The sequence below is a fragment of the Rhodococcus sp. DN22 genome, assembly GCF_036669995.1.
GTDB classification, from domain to species: Bacteria; Actinomycetota; Actinomycetes; order Mycobacteriales; family Mycobacteriaceae; genus Rhodococcus_F; species Rhodococcus_F erythropolis.
The window spans coordinates 2662898-2676829 of the sequence record NZ_CP133326.1 but is presented as its reverse complement, the minus strand read 5'-3'; the positions used below and the strand labels follow the sequence as shown (position 1 = coordinate 2676829).

10 protein-coding genes are annotated in these 13932 nt (G+C 61.8%); 9 read left to right on the top strand and 1 reads right to left on the bottom strand.

All coding sequences use genetic code 11. The features are described from left to right. Nucleotides 1-3 precede the first annotated feature (3 nt). Genes RA302_RS12290 through RA302_RS12280 form a run of 3 tightly spaced genes read left to right on the top strand, consistent with a single transcriptional unit; the run spans nucleotide 4 to nucleotide 5470 of the window. Nucleotides 4-2766, top strand: a complete 2763-nt coding sequence (locus RA302_RS12290) for a cation-transporting P-type ATPase (protein WP_338480897.1) — start codon at nucleotides 4-6, stop codon at nucleotides 2764-2766. Next, on the top strand, nucleotides 2763-4457 hold the full coding sequence (locus RA302_RS12285) for a SulP family inorganic anion transporter (RefSeq protein ID WP_019748017.1): 1695 nt from the start codon (nucleotides 2763-2765) through the stop codon (nucleotides 4455-4457). The genes RA302_RS12290 and RA302_RS12285 overlap by 4 nt, the downstream gene beginning before the upstream one ends. A 47-nt stretch (nucleotides 4458-4504) precedes the next feature. Next, nucleotides 4505-5470 carry an endonuclease/exonuclease/phosphatase family protein gene (locus RA302_RS12280; protein WP_338480894.1) on the top strand — a complete coding sequence of 322 codons (966 nt, stop codon included), beginning with the start codon at nucleotides 4505-4507 and terminating at the stop codon, nucleotides 5468-5470. Between the two features lie 36 nt (nucleotides 5471-5506). Here the strand turns inward: RA302_RS12280 and RA302_RS12275 are convergent, their stop codons facing one another. Beyond that, complete coding sequence (locus tag RA302_RS12275) at nucleotides 5507-6505, bottom strand: Lrp/AsnC family transcriptional regulator (protein ID WP_223257884.1); 999 nt, start codon at nucleotides 6503-6505, stop codon at nucleotides 5507-5509. Nucleotides 6506-6641: 136 nt separating this feature from the next. Here RA302_RS12275 and RA302_RS12270 point away from each other — a divergent pair, with 136 nt between their 5' ends. The 6 genes from RA302_RS12270 (at nucleotide 6642) to RA302_RS12245 (ending at nucleotide 13925) form a co-directional block, all read left to right on the top strand. Then, entirely contained in the window at nucleotides 6642-7985 is a 1344-nt protein-coding gene (locus tag RA302_RS12270) for a DUF3100 domain-containing protein (protein ID WP_020969365.1), read from the top strand. Between the two features lie 84 nt (nucleotides 7986-8069). Next, nucleotides 8070-9284, top strand: a complete 1215-nt coding sequence (locus tag RA302_RS12265) for an amidohydrolase (protein ID WP_338480891.1) — start codon at nucleotides 8070-8072, stop codon at nucleotides 9282-9284. Beyond that, complete coding sequence (locus RA302_RS12260; RefSeq protein ID WP_338480889.1) at nucleotides 9281-10639, top strand: L-serine ammonia-lyase; 1359 nt, start codon at nucleotides 9281-9283, stop codon at nucleotides 10637-10639. Before RA302_RS12265 ends, RA302_RS12260 begins: the two co-directional genes overlap by 4 nt. Before the next feature lie 143 nt (nucleotides 10640-10782). Then, entirely contained in the window at nucleotides 10783-11667 is an 885-nt protein-coding gene (locus tag RA302_RS12255; protein ID WP_256065098.1) for a hypothetical protein, read from the top strand. A gap of 126 nt (nucleotides 11668-11793) precedes the next feature. Next, complete coding sequence (locus RA302_RS12250) at nucleotides 11794-12942, top strand: serine hydrolase domain-containing protein (RefSeq protein WP_338480885.1); 1149 nt, start codon at nucleotides 11794-11796, stop codon at nucleotides 12940-12942. Nucleotides 12943-13238: 296 nt separating this feature from the next. Beyond that, nucleotides 13239-13925: a TetR/AcrR family transcriptional regulator C-terminal domain-containing protein gene (locus tag RA302_RS12245; RefSeq protein WP_338480883.1), complete on the top strand. Its 687-nt coding sequence runs from the start codon at nucleotides 13239-13241 to the stop codon at nucleotides 13923-13925. The last annotated feature ends 7 nt before the right edge of the window (nucleotides 13926-13932 follow it).

Below are 13932 nucleotides of genomic sequence, written 5' to 3'. Positions count from 1 at the left end.
GTCATGAGCCCCACGCCGTGGCATGCGCAGAGTGGCGAATCAGTCGTGTCCGTACTGCAGTCGGACCAGCAGCGCGGACTGCAATCGAGTGAGGCCGACCAACGTCGACAACGCTACGGGTCGAACGAAATCACCTCGACGCCACCGCCGTCGACGTGGTCGATCGCACTGTTGCAACTGAAAGATCCGATGAACTTGATGCTCGTCGCCGTGGCCGCGGTCAGCATCGCCATCGGTGAAGTGCCGACAGCGATCGTGGTGGCGGTGCTCGTCGTGCTCAACATCGTCCTCGGAACTCGACAGGAGTTGAAGGCACGGGCCAGCGTCGACGCGCTCGCCAAGATGCAGACACCCCAAGCGCGGGTCATTCGTGACGGGAACCTGATTCAGCTCGACGCTACCGAACTGGTGCCGGGTGACGTCGTCCAAGTCGAGGCAGGAGACATCATCGCTGCCGACGGGCGGTTGCTCGCCTCGACGACCCTGGAGACACAGGAAGCCGCATTGACCGGGGAAAGCGCGCCGATCCCGAAGGATCCGAAAACGCTGAGCAATGAGGATATTCCACTCGGAGACCGCAGCAATCTGGTGTTCCAGAACACCTCGGTCACCCGCGGCACAGCGACCATGGTGGTCACCGAGACCGGAATGCAGACGCAGATCGGCCAGATCGCGTCGATGTTGTCGGCCGTCGCCCCTGGCAAGTCGCCACTGCAACGAGAATTGGACTCTCTCACCAAACTTCTCGGCATCATCGCGTGGACGGCCGTGATCGTCATCGTCGTCATCGGACTCATTCGTGGTCAGGACCTGACAACGCTTCTGCTCCTTGGTATCGCGATGGGAGTGTCCGCGATTCCGACCGGCCTGCCAACCTTCGTCCAGGCAATGCTGGCCTACGGGGCCCGTCAACTGGCCGACGCCAAGGCCGTCGTGAAGAACCTGACCGACGTCGAAACTCTCGGCGCGACCAGTGCAATCAACTCGGACAAGACCGGCACGCTGACCATGAACCAGATGACTGTCCGATCGCTGTACGTCCACCGCCGTTGGTACACGGTCGACGGCGAAGGCTACGCCAAAGCGGGAAGGATCACGCAGGTTGCCGGCGAGGCACCGCCCGACTTCACCCTTCTCGCATACGGACTGTGTCTCGACAGCGATGCAACGGTTTCCGATTCCGGGGAAGTTGTCGGTGACCCGACCGAGGCCGCACTCGTGGTGCTCGCGGCAAAGTTCGGTGCCGACGCCCAACTCACCAGACGGACCTACCCGCGGGTGGCGACGGTTCCGTTCGATTCCGCGTACAAGTTCATGGCCACGTACCACCATCTCGAAGTCGACGGCGTAAGTCAGTTCGTCGGATTGGTCAAGGGCGGACCCGATGTTGTCCTCGCTCGGTGTTCTTCGGCCTTTCTCCCCGGCCGCCGGCAGGTCCCGATCGAGGAAGTCCGAGACGAACTCACGGCAGCTAATCAGTCCATGTCCGAGAAGGGTCTTCGGGTGCTGGCATTCGCGGTCAGACGCCTCGACGGACGGGAAGACGCTGTCGTGGCGGACCCTATGTCCTTTGTCGAGGACCTGACGTTTGTCGGTATGGCAGGCATCATCGACCCGCTGCGTCCGGAGGCGGTCGATTCGGTGCGAACCGCACACCGGGCCGGCATCGAGGTCCGCATGATCACCGGTGACCATGCCATCACCGCCGCCGCGATCGGTGCCGAACTCGGACTCGGCCCGGGCGCGGTCGGCGGAGCCGAATTGCAAGCGATGACCGATGACGAACTCTCGGCCGCGTTGCCGAACCTGCACGTGTTCGGCCGAGTCACTCCGCAGGACAAACTTCGCTTGGTCGATGTCATGCAGAGCGGTGGCGCCGTGGTCGCGATGACCGGAGATGCTGTCAACGACGCCGCCGCGTTGAAGAAGGCCGATATCGGCGTCGCCATGGGCTCGGGCAGTGAGGTAACCAAACAGGCGGGCAAGATGGTGCTCACCGACGACAACTTCGGAACCCTCATCACCGCGATCACCCTGGGCCGCAACATCTACGGGAAGATCGTCTCGTACATCCGCTACCAGATGTCGAAACTCTTCTCGTTGGTTCTCCTCTTCCTCGCCGCGAGCATCTTCAACATCAACGAGGGTGTGGCACTGACACCGCTGATGGTGCTGTTCCAGCACTTCTTCATCACACTGTTCCCCGTCGCCGTGATCATGCTCGACCCGCCGCCACCGGATCTGATGAACAAGCCGCCACGCGATCCCAAGATGCCGATCGCACATCGAAGCGCAGTCGCTCAGTGGCTCGCGTACGGCGTCTTGCAATTTGCCGTGACACTCGCAGCAATGCTTCTCGCACCTGGCGAAATGAGCACTACTGAGGCGAATGTCCCCATGACCACCGCATTCGTAGTGCTCTCTCTCGGTTCGATTTTCGCTGGGTTGACCATGCGGCGTGATCCCGAGTCCGGACTTGTTCCGCCGGTTCTCGGTGCCATCAAGATCTTGACCATCCCCACGGTCGTGACCGTATTTGCCGTCGAGGCGGGTGTTCTCCAGGATCTCCTCATGACAACCTCACTGACCGGCGCCCAGTGGCTCGTCTGCCTAGGCTGGTCGCTGATCATCCCGGTTGTCGTCGAGTTGGAAAAGGCGATCCGACGCCGCCGCCTCTCACCGACACCTGTCGCCATCACCGCGACCACTGCAGTTGCCCCCGAGCGCGCCCGTCACTCCGCTGAGGGAGGGACAATCACACGATGACGTGGACGGAGGGTCTAGGTCGGCTACCGGGGATCGCGACTGCCCGCGGGTACCGCCGCGAATGGCTGCGAACCGACATCACAGCGGGGCTCGTCTTGACGGCCCTGCTGATCCCGGCGGGGATGGGCTACGCCGAGGCCGCCGGATTGCCCGCGTACGCCGGTCTGTACGCAACCATCGTGCCGTTGCTCGCGTACGCGGTAGTCGGACCGTCGAAGATTCTTGTACTCGGGCCTGATTCGTCGCTGGCACCGCTCATCGCCGCCGCAGTCATACCGCTGGCGGTGGTCGGCGATTCGGAGAACGCGCTTGCACTCGCCGGGGTTCTCGCCGTTCTTGTCGGGCTCATCCTCGTGATCGGCGGATTTCTGCGTCTGGGTTTCGTGACCGAACTCCTCTCGAAACCGATCCGCCTCGGCTACCTCAACGCCATCGCGCTCGTCGTCGTAATCGGTCAGATTCCCAAGCTGCTCGGTTTCTCCGTCGACGCGTCCGGCCTCCTCGGTGAAATCGGTGAGATCGGAAAGGCTCTGGCCGGTGGAGATGTCGATCCCCTCGCTGCCGTCATCGGCGTGGGTTCGCTCATTGTCATTGTGGTCTTCCGGCTCTGGGTACCTGTTGTACCCGGTGTGCTGGTCGCCGTCGTCGCGGCAATAGTCTTGTCCGCCGCCGCCGGTCTCACCGATGACATCGGCATGGTCGGCGCACTGCCGGAAGGACTTCCCCTCCCCTCTCTCGGTGGAGTCACCTGGCAGGACGTCGGGCACCTGATCGGACCGGCGGCAGGTATCGCGCTGATTGCCTTCGCCGACACCGGCGTTCTCTCGCGCACCTTCGCCGCCCGCCACGGCGAGGACGTGAACGGCAGTACCGAGATGAAGGCGATCGGTGTCGCGAACGTGGCCGGCGGACTGTTCGGCGGATTTCCGATATCGGCGAGCGGATCACGGACGCCGGTAGCCGAACAGAGTGGGGCGCATACACAATTGGCCGGTGTCGTCGGAGCACTCGCCGTCCTGGTGTTTGTCCTCGTCGCTCCCGGACTGACGGCATATCTGCCCGATGCAACACTGGCCGCCGTCGTCATCGTCGCCGCGTGTGCACTGATCGACGTGGGCGGCATGGTCCGCATGTGGCGCATGAGCACCGTGGAATTCGGCCTCGCCGTCGCGGCGTTTCTGGGCGTTGCCCTGGTCGGGGTGCTTCAAGGCATCCTTGTTGCGATCGGACTCTCCTTCGTAGCGGTCATCGCGCAGGTATGGCAGCCACATCGAACCGAACTCGTCGAGACGGGCGAACCCGCGGGATTCCACGACGTCGAACGCCACCCGGACGGACATCGCATCCCCGGCCTCGTGTTGGTGAGATTTGACGCACCACTGTTTTTCGCGAACGGCGAGATCTTCGACGAGTACGTTCGCTCCGTCGTCGCCAAGGCACCCGACCCGGTCGAATGGGTGGTCATCGCCGCCGAGCCGATCACCGGGCTCGACACGACCGCCGTCGACGAACTCGTCGATCTGGATACATTTTTGGAGGGCAAAGGAATTCGATTGGCATTCGCGGAGATGAAAGGTCCGATCAAGGATCGACTCATCCGATTCGGGGTCGGCGACAGGTTCGATTCGACGCACTTCTACCCGACCATCGAAGCGGCCGTGAACGCATTCCGCACCCGAACCGGCGACTGACAACGCCAGGCAATCGGGAGCCTAAGCTGCATTAGGTACCGTTTGGTATGGGATTCACGACGGACAACGTTCCGGCTCGCCGTATCGCTCAGGTCGCCGGGGTGGGTGGGATTGCCGTCGGTGTCATTGCGCTGATCTCGTTGTACTCCACCAAGCCGATCAACCCGTTGATCGCCGTGGCCTCCTTTGTCCCGATGCTGCTTGCAGTCACACTCGCAGCGTCCCTGATATGCCTGGTTTTTCGCCGCTGGATCCTGCTGGCGATTTCGGTGGTACTGACAGCGGTGGGCGCGTCGGTGATCAGTCCACTGTATGTAGCAAACAGTTCCGAAATCGACGGGCCGTCTCTGCGTGTAATGCAAGCGAACCTTCTCTTCGGGCAGGCAGACCCCGTCAGTTTGACTGCGACGGTGCGCGAGAAGGCAGTCGATGTCCTGACGGTTCAGGAACTGACCACATCACTCGAAGGCTCTCTGAGAGATCAAGGGCTCGAGCAACTGCTGCCGCATCACTACTTGGTACCGGACGAGGCCGGCGGGGGTGGCGCAGGTATTTACAGTCGTTATCCGCTGACGGAAACTCGGGAATTGAACGGCTTCGGACCTACCAATCTTGTTGCCGAAGTGAGATTCTCAACCCCGTTCACCCTTCTGGCGGTTCACCCCGGACCGGCGTACGTGACCCCGCCCGACGTGTGGACTGCCGAGCTGAGCACTTTGCGAAACGCGCTCGACGCCGCTGCCGCGGAGGGAACCGTCGTCGTCAGTGGCGATTTCAACACGACCTTCACGCACAAGCAATTCCGTGACCTTCTCGACGTCGGCTACTCCGATACCGCAGACCAATTGGGAGTCGGCATCGTTCGCACCTACCCGGCGGACAAAAAATTTCCCGCGATCGTCGGCATCGACCATGTACTTCTGCGGGGTGCACAGGCGAAGTCTCTCGAGCGCATCGAGATCGAAGGTTCCGATCACTACGGCTTGATCGTCGACGTGGCGATCCCCCAGTAGTCGGAGAGCACCCGATCCGCGCGAACGCGTTACGGATCACCCGTGCTTCGGCATGCTTCGACCCGACACATCGATTGTTCGATGTAGATGATGCGGCGTACGCAGGACGATCGACCGGTCCACCACGGATACGCCCGGAAACTGCTCGGCGAGATAACCTTCCAAACGCTGCACGTCGTCGATCGAGCGCAGCCACACCGCCAATGCGATGTCGTAGCTGCCGATCGTCGAAGCAACAAGCCTCGCCTCACGCAGGAGGGAAAGGCGCTGAGCAATGGCTTCCTTTCGCCCCTCGAGACGTAAGAAATACCAGGCGTAGACCGGCCAGCCGGAGTAGGGCCGAGCAATCTCCGTGCGGACGACCAGGCGCCCCGTCGACAGCTCGTGAGAAAGGAGCGCCCCGGCGCGAGCCGGCGTGACGCCGAGGGCTGCAGCGAGGGCCGAGACGGTAATTCGTGGTTCGCGAGAAAGGATGTCGAACAGCTTCGACTGTTCCTCTTCGCTGGCGCGTACCCCACGACTCTTCGCCGCCGGGGCCGACTCGAGCGCGGCAATTTCTTCCGCATCGAGAGCACGTAGACGCCAGTTTCGTGCGTCGGAATTCGCCGAGGACACGATCTGAGTTCGCATCGCAGTGACCATCGGCAGCGATCGTGTTCGTTCCAAGACATACCTGGACAATTGATCGAGGTCAGTGCAGGTGAGCGTGACGAGTAGATCCCGATTGCCGGTTGTGAGATCGACTGTGAGAACTTCGGGATCGTGCGCGATCTGTTCGGCCACGCTCAAGGTCTGTGCCGGTGCGCATTCGATCTCGAGCAGTGCGGTCGCCGACACGATGGGACCCCCACGGTACGCAGCGATCCACGCTATCCCTTGCGAGTGCAGACGCTCCCAACGCCTGGTCAGGGTGACCGGGTCGGAACCGATCGCGCGTGAAAGCTCGGACCACGAGGCTCGCGGCCTGATCTGCAGTGCGTTCAACAGCCGAAGATCTTCGTCCTTGAGCACCTGATCCTGCACCGAGGACCTCACTTTCAAAAGAATGCTGCACCGAAACAGGATCGAAACGCATCGATCCTAACTTCATCACATCAATAGTCCACCAAATCCTGAACCTCGAGAACGCTTGCTTCTTGCGTTCGTTCGCCCCCTCGAGAAAGACACCGACATGACCGAAGCATTCCCTGTCTCGCATGACGATTCTCCGGTCAGCGATCAAACCCCGACGCAAAAGATCGTTTTCGCCTTGAGGTCGCCACGGCTGTGGATCGTGGCGATTCTGCTCCTCGCGCTTGCGGCAGGCGCCCAACTGATCGGCCCCGCAGTGATTCCTGTCGGCGCTGCCGCCATCACGATCTTGCCCATGGTGTGGGGACTGATTGCCGGCGGTGCCGTCTCGAGTCAGAAGTGGAAACCTCTCGGCCTCGATCTTCAGGCCGCAGCCTCGGCAATCATGGGGCTGGCTGTTCTCTTGCTTTGCGCGAGACTGTCTTTCACCATCGGCCCGAACATCCAACTGTTGTTCGAGGCGGGCCCCGCCCTGCTACTGCAGGAACTGGGGCACTTGTTCGGCACTATCGCTCTCGCACTCCCGTTGGCGGTACTCCTTCGGATGGGACCGGCCACCGTCGGAGCCACCTTCTCCATCGACCGCGAGGGGTCCTTCGCGATGGTCAGTGAACGCTACGGTCCCGATTCCGACCAGTACCGTGGTGTCCTGTCGATGTACGTCTTCGGCACTCTGTTCGGTGCCGTGCTGATCAGCCTGATTGCGTCGCTGGCGACATCCTTCAACATCTTCGACCCCCTTGCATTGGCGATGGGTGCTGGGGTCGGATCCGGCTCGATGATGGCTGCCGCTGCCGCCAGCGTCGTTTCGGCGCACCCCGAGATGGCCGACCAGGTACTCGCCGTAGCGGCAACATCCAACATCATCACCGGCCTCCTCGGCGTGTATGTCGGCATGTATGTCGCACTCCCCCTTGCCGATCGAATCTACGGCGCACTCACCAAGCGCTCGAAGACGACCAGCGAACGGAAAGCCGACACTGCCCCACGAGCGGTTGCGCCGAGCGTCACCGTGCCGCTGACCACCATCGTTCCGATTCTGTTCGTCGGTGGGGTCATCGTCTCCTCAATCGCAGCGGGTGGCGTATCTCGATCGATCATCGTCGGTTACCTGATCCTCACCGGATTGTTGCTCCTGGGCGTCGGCGTGGCCCGCCTGACGCGCGGCAAGATCGCGGCGATGATCGCAATCATCACCATCGGCGCCTTGGCGACAACACCGTGGTCCCCCATCGGTGATTTCGTCTCGAGCACCGTCGGGACTGTCGACTTTCTCTCGATCTGCACCCTCACCTTGACTGTCGCAGGTCTCAGCCTCGGCAAGGACCTTCCCTTGCTCAAGACGATCGGCTGGAAGATCGTGCCCGTCGGAATCGTCGCGATCCTCGCCTCTTACCTACTTTCCGTGGTCGTCGCGGAGTTCGCGCTGGGCCTCTGGCACTAGAACTGCACCCGAAGACGCTGAGAACTGAAGACACCGCGATCCGAAGACACAGAGAACCAAAGATGTTGAAAGGAAGCAATACCCATGTCCATCGCTGACACCCTCACCCACACAGACTCGGTTTCGAGCACGATCGAGAAGTGGGCATCACGCCTCATCGATGTCAGCCACACGATCCATGCTCACCCAGAGCTGGCATTCGAAGAGCATCAGGCGTCCGCCCTCTTGGCGGACGCCGCACAGGAAGCCGGCTTCACGGTTACTCGCGCCGCCTACGGCCTCGAGACGGCATTCGAAGCTGTGCGAGGCTCCGGCCCCTTCCGCGTCGTAGTCTGCGCTGAGTACGACGCCCTTCCCGACATCGGTCATGCGTGTGGACACAATGTCATCGCCGCTGCCGGACTGGGAGCAGCGATCGCGCTCGGAGAGGTCGCGGAGGAACACGGCCTGACCGTCGTCCTTCTCGGTACGCCGGCCGAAGAACATGGCGGCGGGAAAGTCTTGCTGCTCGAACGTGGCGCATGGGAGGGCGCGGCGATGTCGATCATGGTCCACGGCGCTGCAGGTGAAGACGTCAGTTGCACGGTCACCGGAACGCAGGCAGTCGACCGGTTCGACGTGACCTACACCGGACGAGCCGCACACGCGGCCGCTGCGCCACACAAGGGCATCAACGCAGGTGACGCCGCCACGATCGCCTTGGTCGCCATCGGACTTCTCCGTCAACAACTTCCGTCCGACGTCAGGCTCAACGCCTATGTCGAGCACGGCGGCGAAGCAACAAACATCATTCCGGCCTCGACGTTGGTGCGAGCGGAAGTTCGGGCCGCAGAACTCGACGTGCTGTTGGACGCCAAGCGTCGCATGCTCTCCTGCTTCGAGGGCGCAGCTGTGGCCAGCGACTGCTCCTGGTCGACCGAACGCGCCGAACCGCGCTACGAGGAGCTTGTTCAACATCGCGTGCTGGCGACGATCTGGGACGAGGAGATCGCGAGCCTGGGCCGCACCGCGGCCGCCCGAACTCCCCTGACCGGCGGCTCGACGGACATGGGCAACGTGTCGAAGGTGGTCCCCTCGATCCACCCGATGATCGCGTTGCGCGGCGTCACCGGAGTTCCTCACACTATCGAGTTTGCCGCTGATGCCCGCTCCGCAGCGGGCGACGAAGCTGTTCTGCACGGAGCAATCGCAATGGCGCGCACAGTGATCCGAGCCGCCACCGGGGACTCGCGCTCCAATCTCCTGACGATTGCGGCCCAGCGCGAGTCAGGAGCGACCACCGTCACGAGCGCCAAATGAGCACCACCGGCGTCTATGTTTCCGCTCTCGAATTCTTCTCCATCGGCATCGGACCCTCCAGTTCACACACGGTCGGTCCGATGCGCGCCGCTCGCACTTTCGGCGGCGAGCTCTCCGCCGCCGGCTTGACCGCGTCGGTCGACCGAATTCGCTGCAACCTGCACGGCTCTCTCGCCGCCACCGGAATAGGTCACTGCACTCCCGACGCGGTGATTGCGGGACTTCGTGGGTTGGATCCTGAAACGTGCGAGCCGACCGACGTTCACGGGCGATGGGCCGAACTGTCGGACGGCGGATCGGTGATGCTCGTCGGCGGTTCACTCGGACATGTTGTGTTCACTCGCGAGGACATGGTGTTCGAGCCACTCGTTCGCCGTCACGGGCACCCCAACTCGATGACACTGACAGCCTTCAAGGGTAACGAAATCGTCTGTACGAGTATATATCTGTCGATCGGTGGCGGATTCGTACTGCGCGCCGGAACGGAGACGCAAGCAAGCACGCATTCGATCAACTCACGCTATCGAACCGCGAAAGAGCTACTGGCGGAATGCGGCTCCAGAACCATCGCCGAACTGGCACTGTCGGACGAAATCGCGATACACGGCCAGGATCGAGCATTCACCGGCATCGACGCGATCTGGTCCGCGATGCGCGCATGCATCGAACGCGGCACCCAGACCGAAGGTGTATTGCCCGGGCGTCTCGGAGTTCGCCGACGAGCACGGTCTGCGAACACTCAACTGGAACAACGTAACTGCGACCCCTCCTCACGCGAGTGGCTGACCGTCTACGCCATGGCGGTCAACGAAGAAAATGCAGCAGGTGGCCGCGTGGTAACGGCTCCGACGAACGGCGCTGCGGGAATCGTGCCGGCGGTGCTCTACCACCACATACGCGCTACGGGCGCCGGCGTTCACGACGTTCGAACCTTTCTCCTCACCGCTGCCGCAATCGGATCGATCATCAAGGCGAATGCCTCGATCTCGGGCGCGGAGGCGGGGTGCCAGGGTGAAGTCGGAGCTGCCTGCGCGATGGCGGCAGCCGGCTTGTGCGCTGTCATGGGCGGATCACCACGACAAATCGAGAATGCAGCTGAGATTGCCATGGAACACCATCTGGGGCTGACCTGCGATCCGGTTGGTGGCCTGGTCCAAATCCCCTGCATCGAACGAAATGCCGTAGCCGCCTCGACTGCAGTCACCGCAGCTCAGCTCGCATACCTGGGTGACGGGACGCATGTGGTGAGCCTCGATACCGTCATCGAAACCATGCGCCAAACCGGAAACGACATGTCCGTGCGTTACAAGGAAACCAGTGAAGGCGGACTCGCCGTCAATGTCGTCGAGTGCTGAGGGGATGTCGAGTGCTGAGGGGATGTCGACGGCAGCGGCGACGGCGGGCGGACGCCATCACCGGAAATATCATCCTCTCGAACGATGAAGTCCGGTGTACCGATTTCTACACTCGTTGACATGACTTTGTGGACGGTGACCAGATGATCGCTCATCACGCTGGAGGAATCCCACTGCACCACTCTCCACTGCGCTCGACGCAGCACTCCGGTCGCAAGATCGCCGCGTTGATCGCGTTGGTCGCCGGTTTCTCCGCTGCCTTCGTTCTCGCCCCGGGCATGCTGACGAGTAGGCCGGGCGATGGGTACGTAGGCCAGGGGGAACTCGTCGAGACGGTCCGCGCCGCGTTCGTCGAATACTGGAGTTCCGGTGTCCAAGCCTTCTCTCCGAGCTTGGAGTCCGCTGTCGACTACTGGCTGCGCTACCACGTGGCCAAGGCTGTGATTGCGGTAATCCTGCTGACGGTTCTGCTCGCACTCGGCCGCATGGTCAAGGCGTCGTTCGTGAACGCCGGCCCTCTGACGGTTGGAAAGAAACTCGCATTCGTCTCGGCGGGAGGCCTGGTCACGCTCCTCGCGCTGTTCTCTTCGGTACTCGTGATGGCAAATGTCCAAGGTGTTGTCGCACCCTTCTCTTCGCTGATCTCGATGTTGCCCGTGGCCCAGACGGATGGGGCACTCTCCGAAACTGTCGGGCAGGTCCGACAACAGCTCGCTCAGTCGACGGCCACCGGAAATCAGCAAAGTCCCGCCCTCGAACTGATGATCAGCGACTTCGCGCGGTATCACTTGGCCATGGCGGTGATCGCGCTGATCGCGGCAGCAATATCACTGGCCGTGACTGTGGTCGTGTGGGCACGCTTCGCGAGAACGGCACGATCCGACAGGCGGACGAGATTCATGTCGGGGTCGATAGGCCTTCTCACTGCACTGTTCACGCTGGGATTGATCGTTGTCGGCGTAGCAAATATGGGCACCGCGGCAGACCCCGCACCGGCCCTGGCGGCGTTCTTCGACGGCGGGCTCTGACCCAAGTCAAGGGTTCAGACCAGGGTTCCGTAGTCCCCCGGTACCGGTTGAGGAGGTACCTGGGGACTGCGTCTGCCGTACCCGGGGTCGATGTGTGAGTGCCCTCGGACAGGCAGAGTTCGACTCATGAAAACCGGAGCAAGACGCATCATGCTTGTCGGCCTGTGCAGCGCCATCATTGCCGGCGCTGTAATCAGCTGCAGCACGGACAATCCCACATCCACCACTGACAAGGTCATGGACTCTGCCATCACCGGTCAGCTCGATTCGATCATCGACGCTGCGGTGAATTCGACGGGGATTCCCGGTGCGATGGTGGGCATTTGGGGACCCGACGGCAACTATGTGAAGGTTGCAGGAGTCGCCGACACTGCAACCAAGGCACCGATGGAGACCGACTTCTACCACCGGATCGGTAGCGTCACCAAGACATTTACCGTCACCGCCCTGCTGCAATTGGTCGACGAGGGAAAGATCGGTCTCGACGATCCGATCTCCCAGTACGTCGACGGGGTCATGGAAGGTGATGCGATCAGCTTGCGTCATCTGGCAGGGATGCGCAGCGGCCTCGTGGACTACACGACGTCTGAACAGTTTGTGATGGAATATCTTTCGGATCCTCGCCGAACTTTCACACCGGAGGAACTCGTCGGATACGTCAAGGACCTCCCACTCCAACTTCGACCAGGGACCACCGTCGACTACTCGAACACCAACACTATTCTGCTGGGAATGGTGATCGAAAAGGTCTCCGGCTCAAAACTGTCGGACGTCATCGACACCAAGATCACGACACCACTCGGCATGGAGCACACCAGCTTTCCCACGACCAACGCGTTCCCGACACCACACGCACAGGGGTACACCAACCAAACGCTCGACGAAACCGTGACCGCGGCGACGGACTGGAATCCGTCGTGGGGCGGCGCCGCGGGTGCAATGATCTCGTCGTTGGACGACATGCGCATCTGGGTTCCGGCGCTGGCCAAGGGCGATCTCCTCACCGACGACACTCAGAAGCAGCGCCTGCAAACCGTGAACTTGAGCGAAGGGGACGACAGCTCCGGCTACGGACTCGGATTGTTCAACAGCGGTGGCTGGATCGGTCACAACGGAAGCCTGCCCGGCTACAAGACAGTCTCGGTCTACTTGCCCGAGAAGGACACCACCCTGGTTGTCTTCATCAACACCGACATCGACGGCGAGACTGATCTGACCAGCGCGTTGATGGTACCGATCACCAAGTTGATCAGCCCCGACAACGTCTACGGCTGATCACCTCAGGTCCGATCGACAAATCAGACAAAAGTGACATATCGGGTTCGATCTGTCGATAAGCTCGACCGTCGGCAGATCGAAACCCGAAAGAGGCGCTCATGGGATCGTTGAACGACTGGCTACTCAACAGCGACAGCCCGCTCGTGGGCATAGTCGGCGGCATCCTGCTGACGATCGCAATGCTCTCCGGCGGTACGGGCATGTAGCCCATTCACATCAGCATGTGATTCGTGACATCTTCACGTGACTCAACGAACATGTTCGTTACGAACATGTTCGTGTACGGTGAAAGCATGCCCAACCAGCCAGCAAGTCCATCGAGCCGACGCAATCGTCCGGCCAAACCCGCTCTGACACGCGAGGGCATCGTCAGTACCGCGGTGGAAATCTTGCGGTCGGAGGGGTTGCAGAAGTTGACCATGCGTCGACTCGCCCTCGAACTCGACACCGGGCCGGCGTCGCTGTACGTGTACGTTCAAAATACCGCCGAATTGCACGCCGCCGTTCTGGACGAACTGCTCGGAGTCGTGGACCTCGCCGAAAATTCCTCCGACACTTGGCAAGCGCGCCTCGAACGGGTGCTGACGTCCTACACGGCCATACTGTTCGATCATCCCGGCCTTGCCCAGTCGGCTCTCGTTTCCCGGCCCAGCGGAGTTCACTACGTACGCCTGCTCGAGCGCCTGCTGGCATTGCTCGACGAAGGCGAAGTCCCTTCGGGTCAAGCCGCGTGGGGCGTGGACTTGCTGCTGCAGTACGCGACGTCCACTGCTGCCGAACACTCGGCGCCGAACAATTCCGCCGACTCGGATGCCCAATGGAGCGCGTTGACCGACGCAATCCGGAACGCAAACCCGCAGACGCACCCACTCGTCGCAGGCCATGCAACAGCTCTACTTGCCGGTGAACCCACCGCGCGCCTCTCCTGGGGATTCCGCACGCTCATCACGGGCATCGAGAACACCCCACTCACTTCTTAGGAACCCA

Bases quoted from the DNA above. Each gene is read 5' to 3' on its own strand.
- RA302_RS12255 (WP_256065098.1), top strand. From the start codon at position 10,783: ATGATCGCTCATCACGCTGGAGGAATCCCACTGCACCACTCTCCACTG.
- RA302_RS12250 (WP_338480885.1), top strand. From the start codon at position 11,794: ATGAAAACCGGAGCAAGACGCATCATGCTTGTCGGCCTGTGCAGCGCC.
- RA302_RS12260 (WP_338480889.1), top strand. From the start codon at position 9,281: ATGAGCACCACCGGCGTCTATGTTTCCGCTCTCGAATTCTTCTCCATC.
- RA302_RS12245 (WP_338480883.1), top strand. From the start codon at position 13,239: ATGCCCAACCAGCCAGCAAGTCCATCGAGCCGACGCAATCGTCCGGCC.
- RA302_RS12265 (WP_338480891.1), top strand. From the start codon at position 8,070: ATGTCCATCGCTGACACCCTCACCCACACAGACTCGGTTTCGAGCACG.
- RA302_RS12285 (WP_019748017.1), top strand. From the start codon at position 2,763: ATGACGTGGACGGAGGGTCTAGGTCGGCTACCGGGGATCGCGACTGCC.
- RA302_RS12290 (WP_338480897.1), top strand. From the start codon at position 4: ATGAGCCCCACGCCGTGGCATGCGCAGAGTGGCGAATCAGTCGTGTCC.
- RA302_RS12280 (WP_338480894.1), top strand. From the start codon at position 4,505: ATGGGATTCACGACGGACAACGTTCCGGCTCGCCGTATCGCTCAGGTC.
- RA302_RS12270 (WP_020969365.1), top strand. From the start codon at position 6,642: ATGACCGAAGCATTCCCTGTCTCGCATGACGATTCTCCGGTCAGCGAT.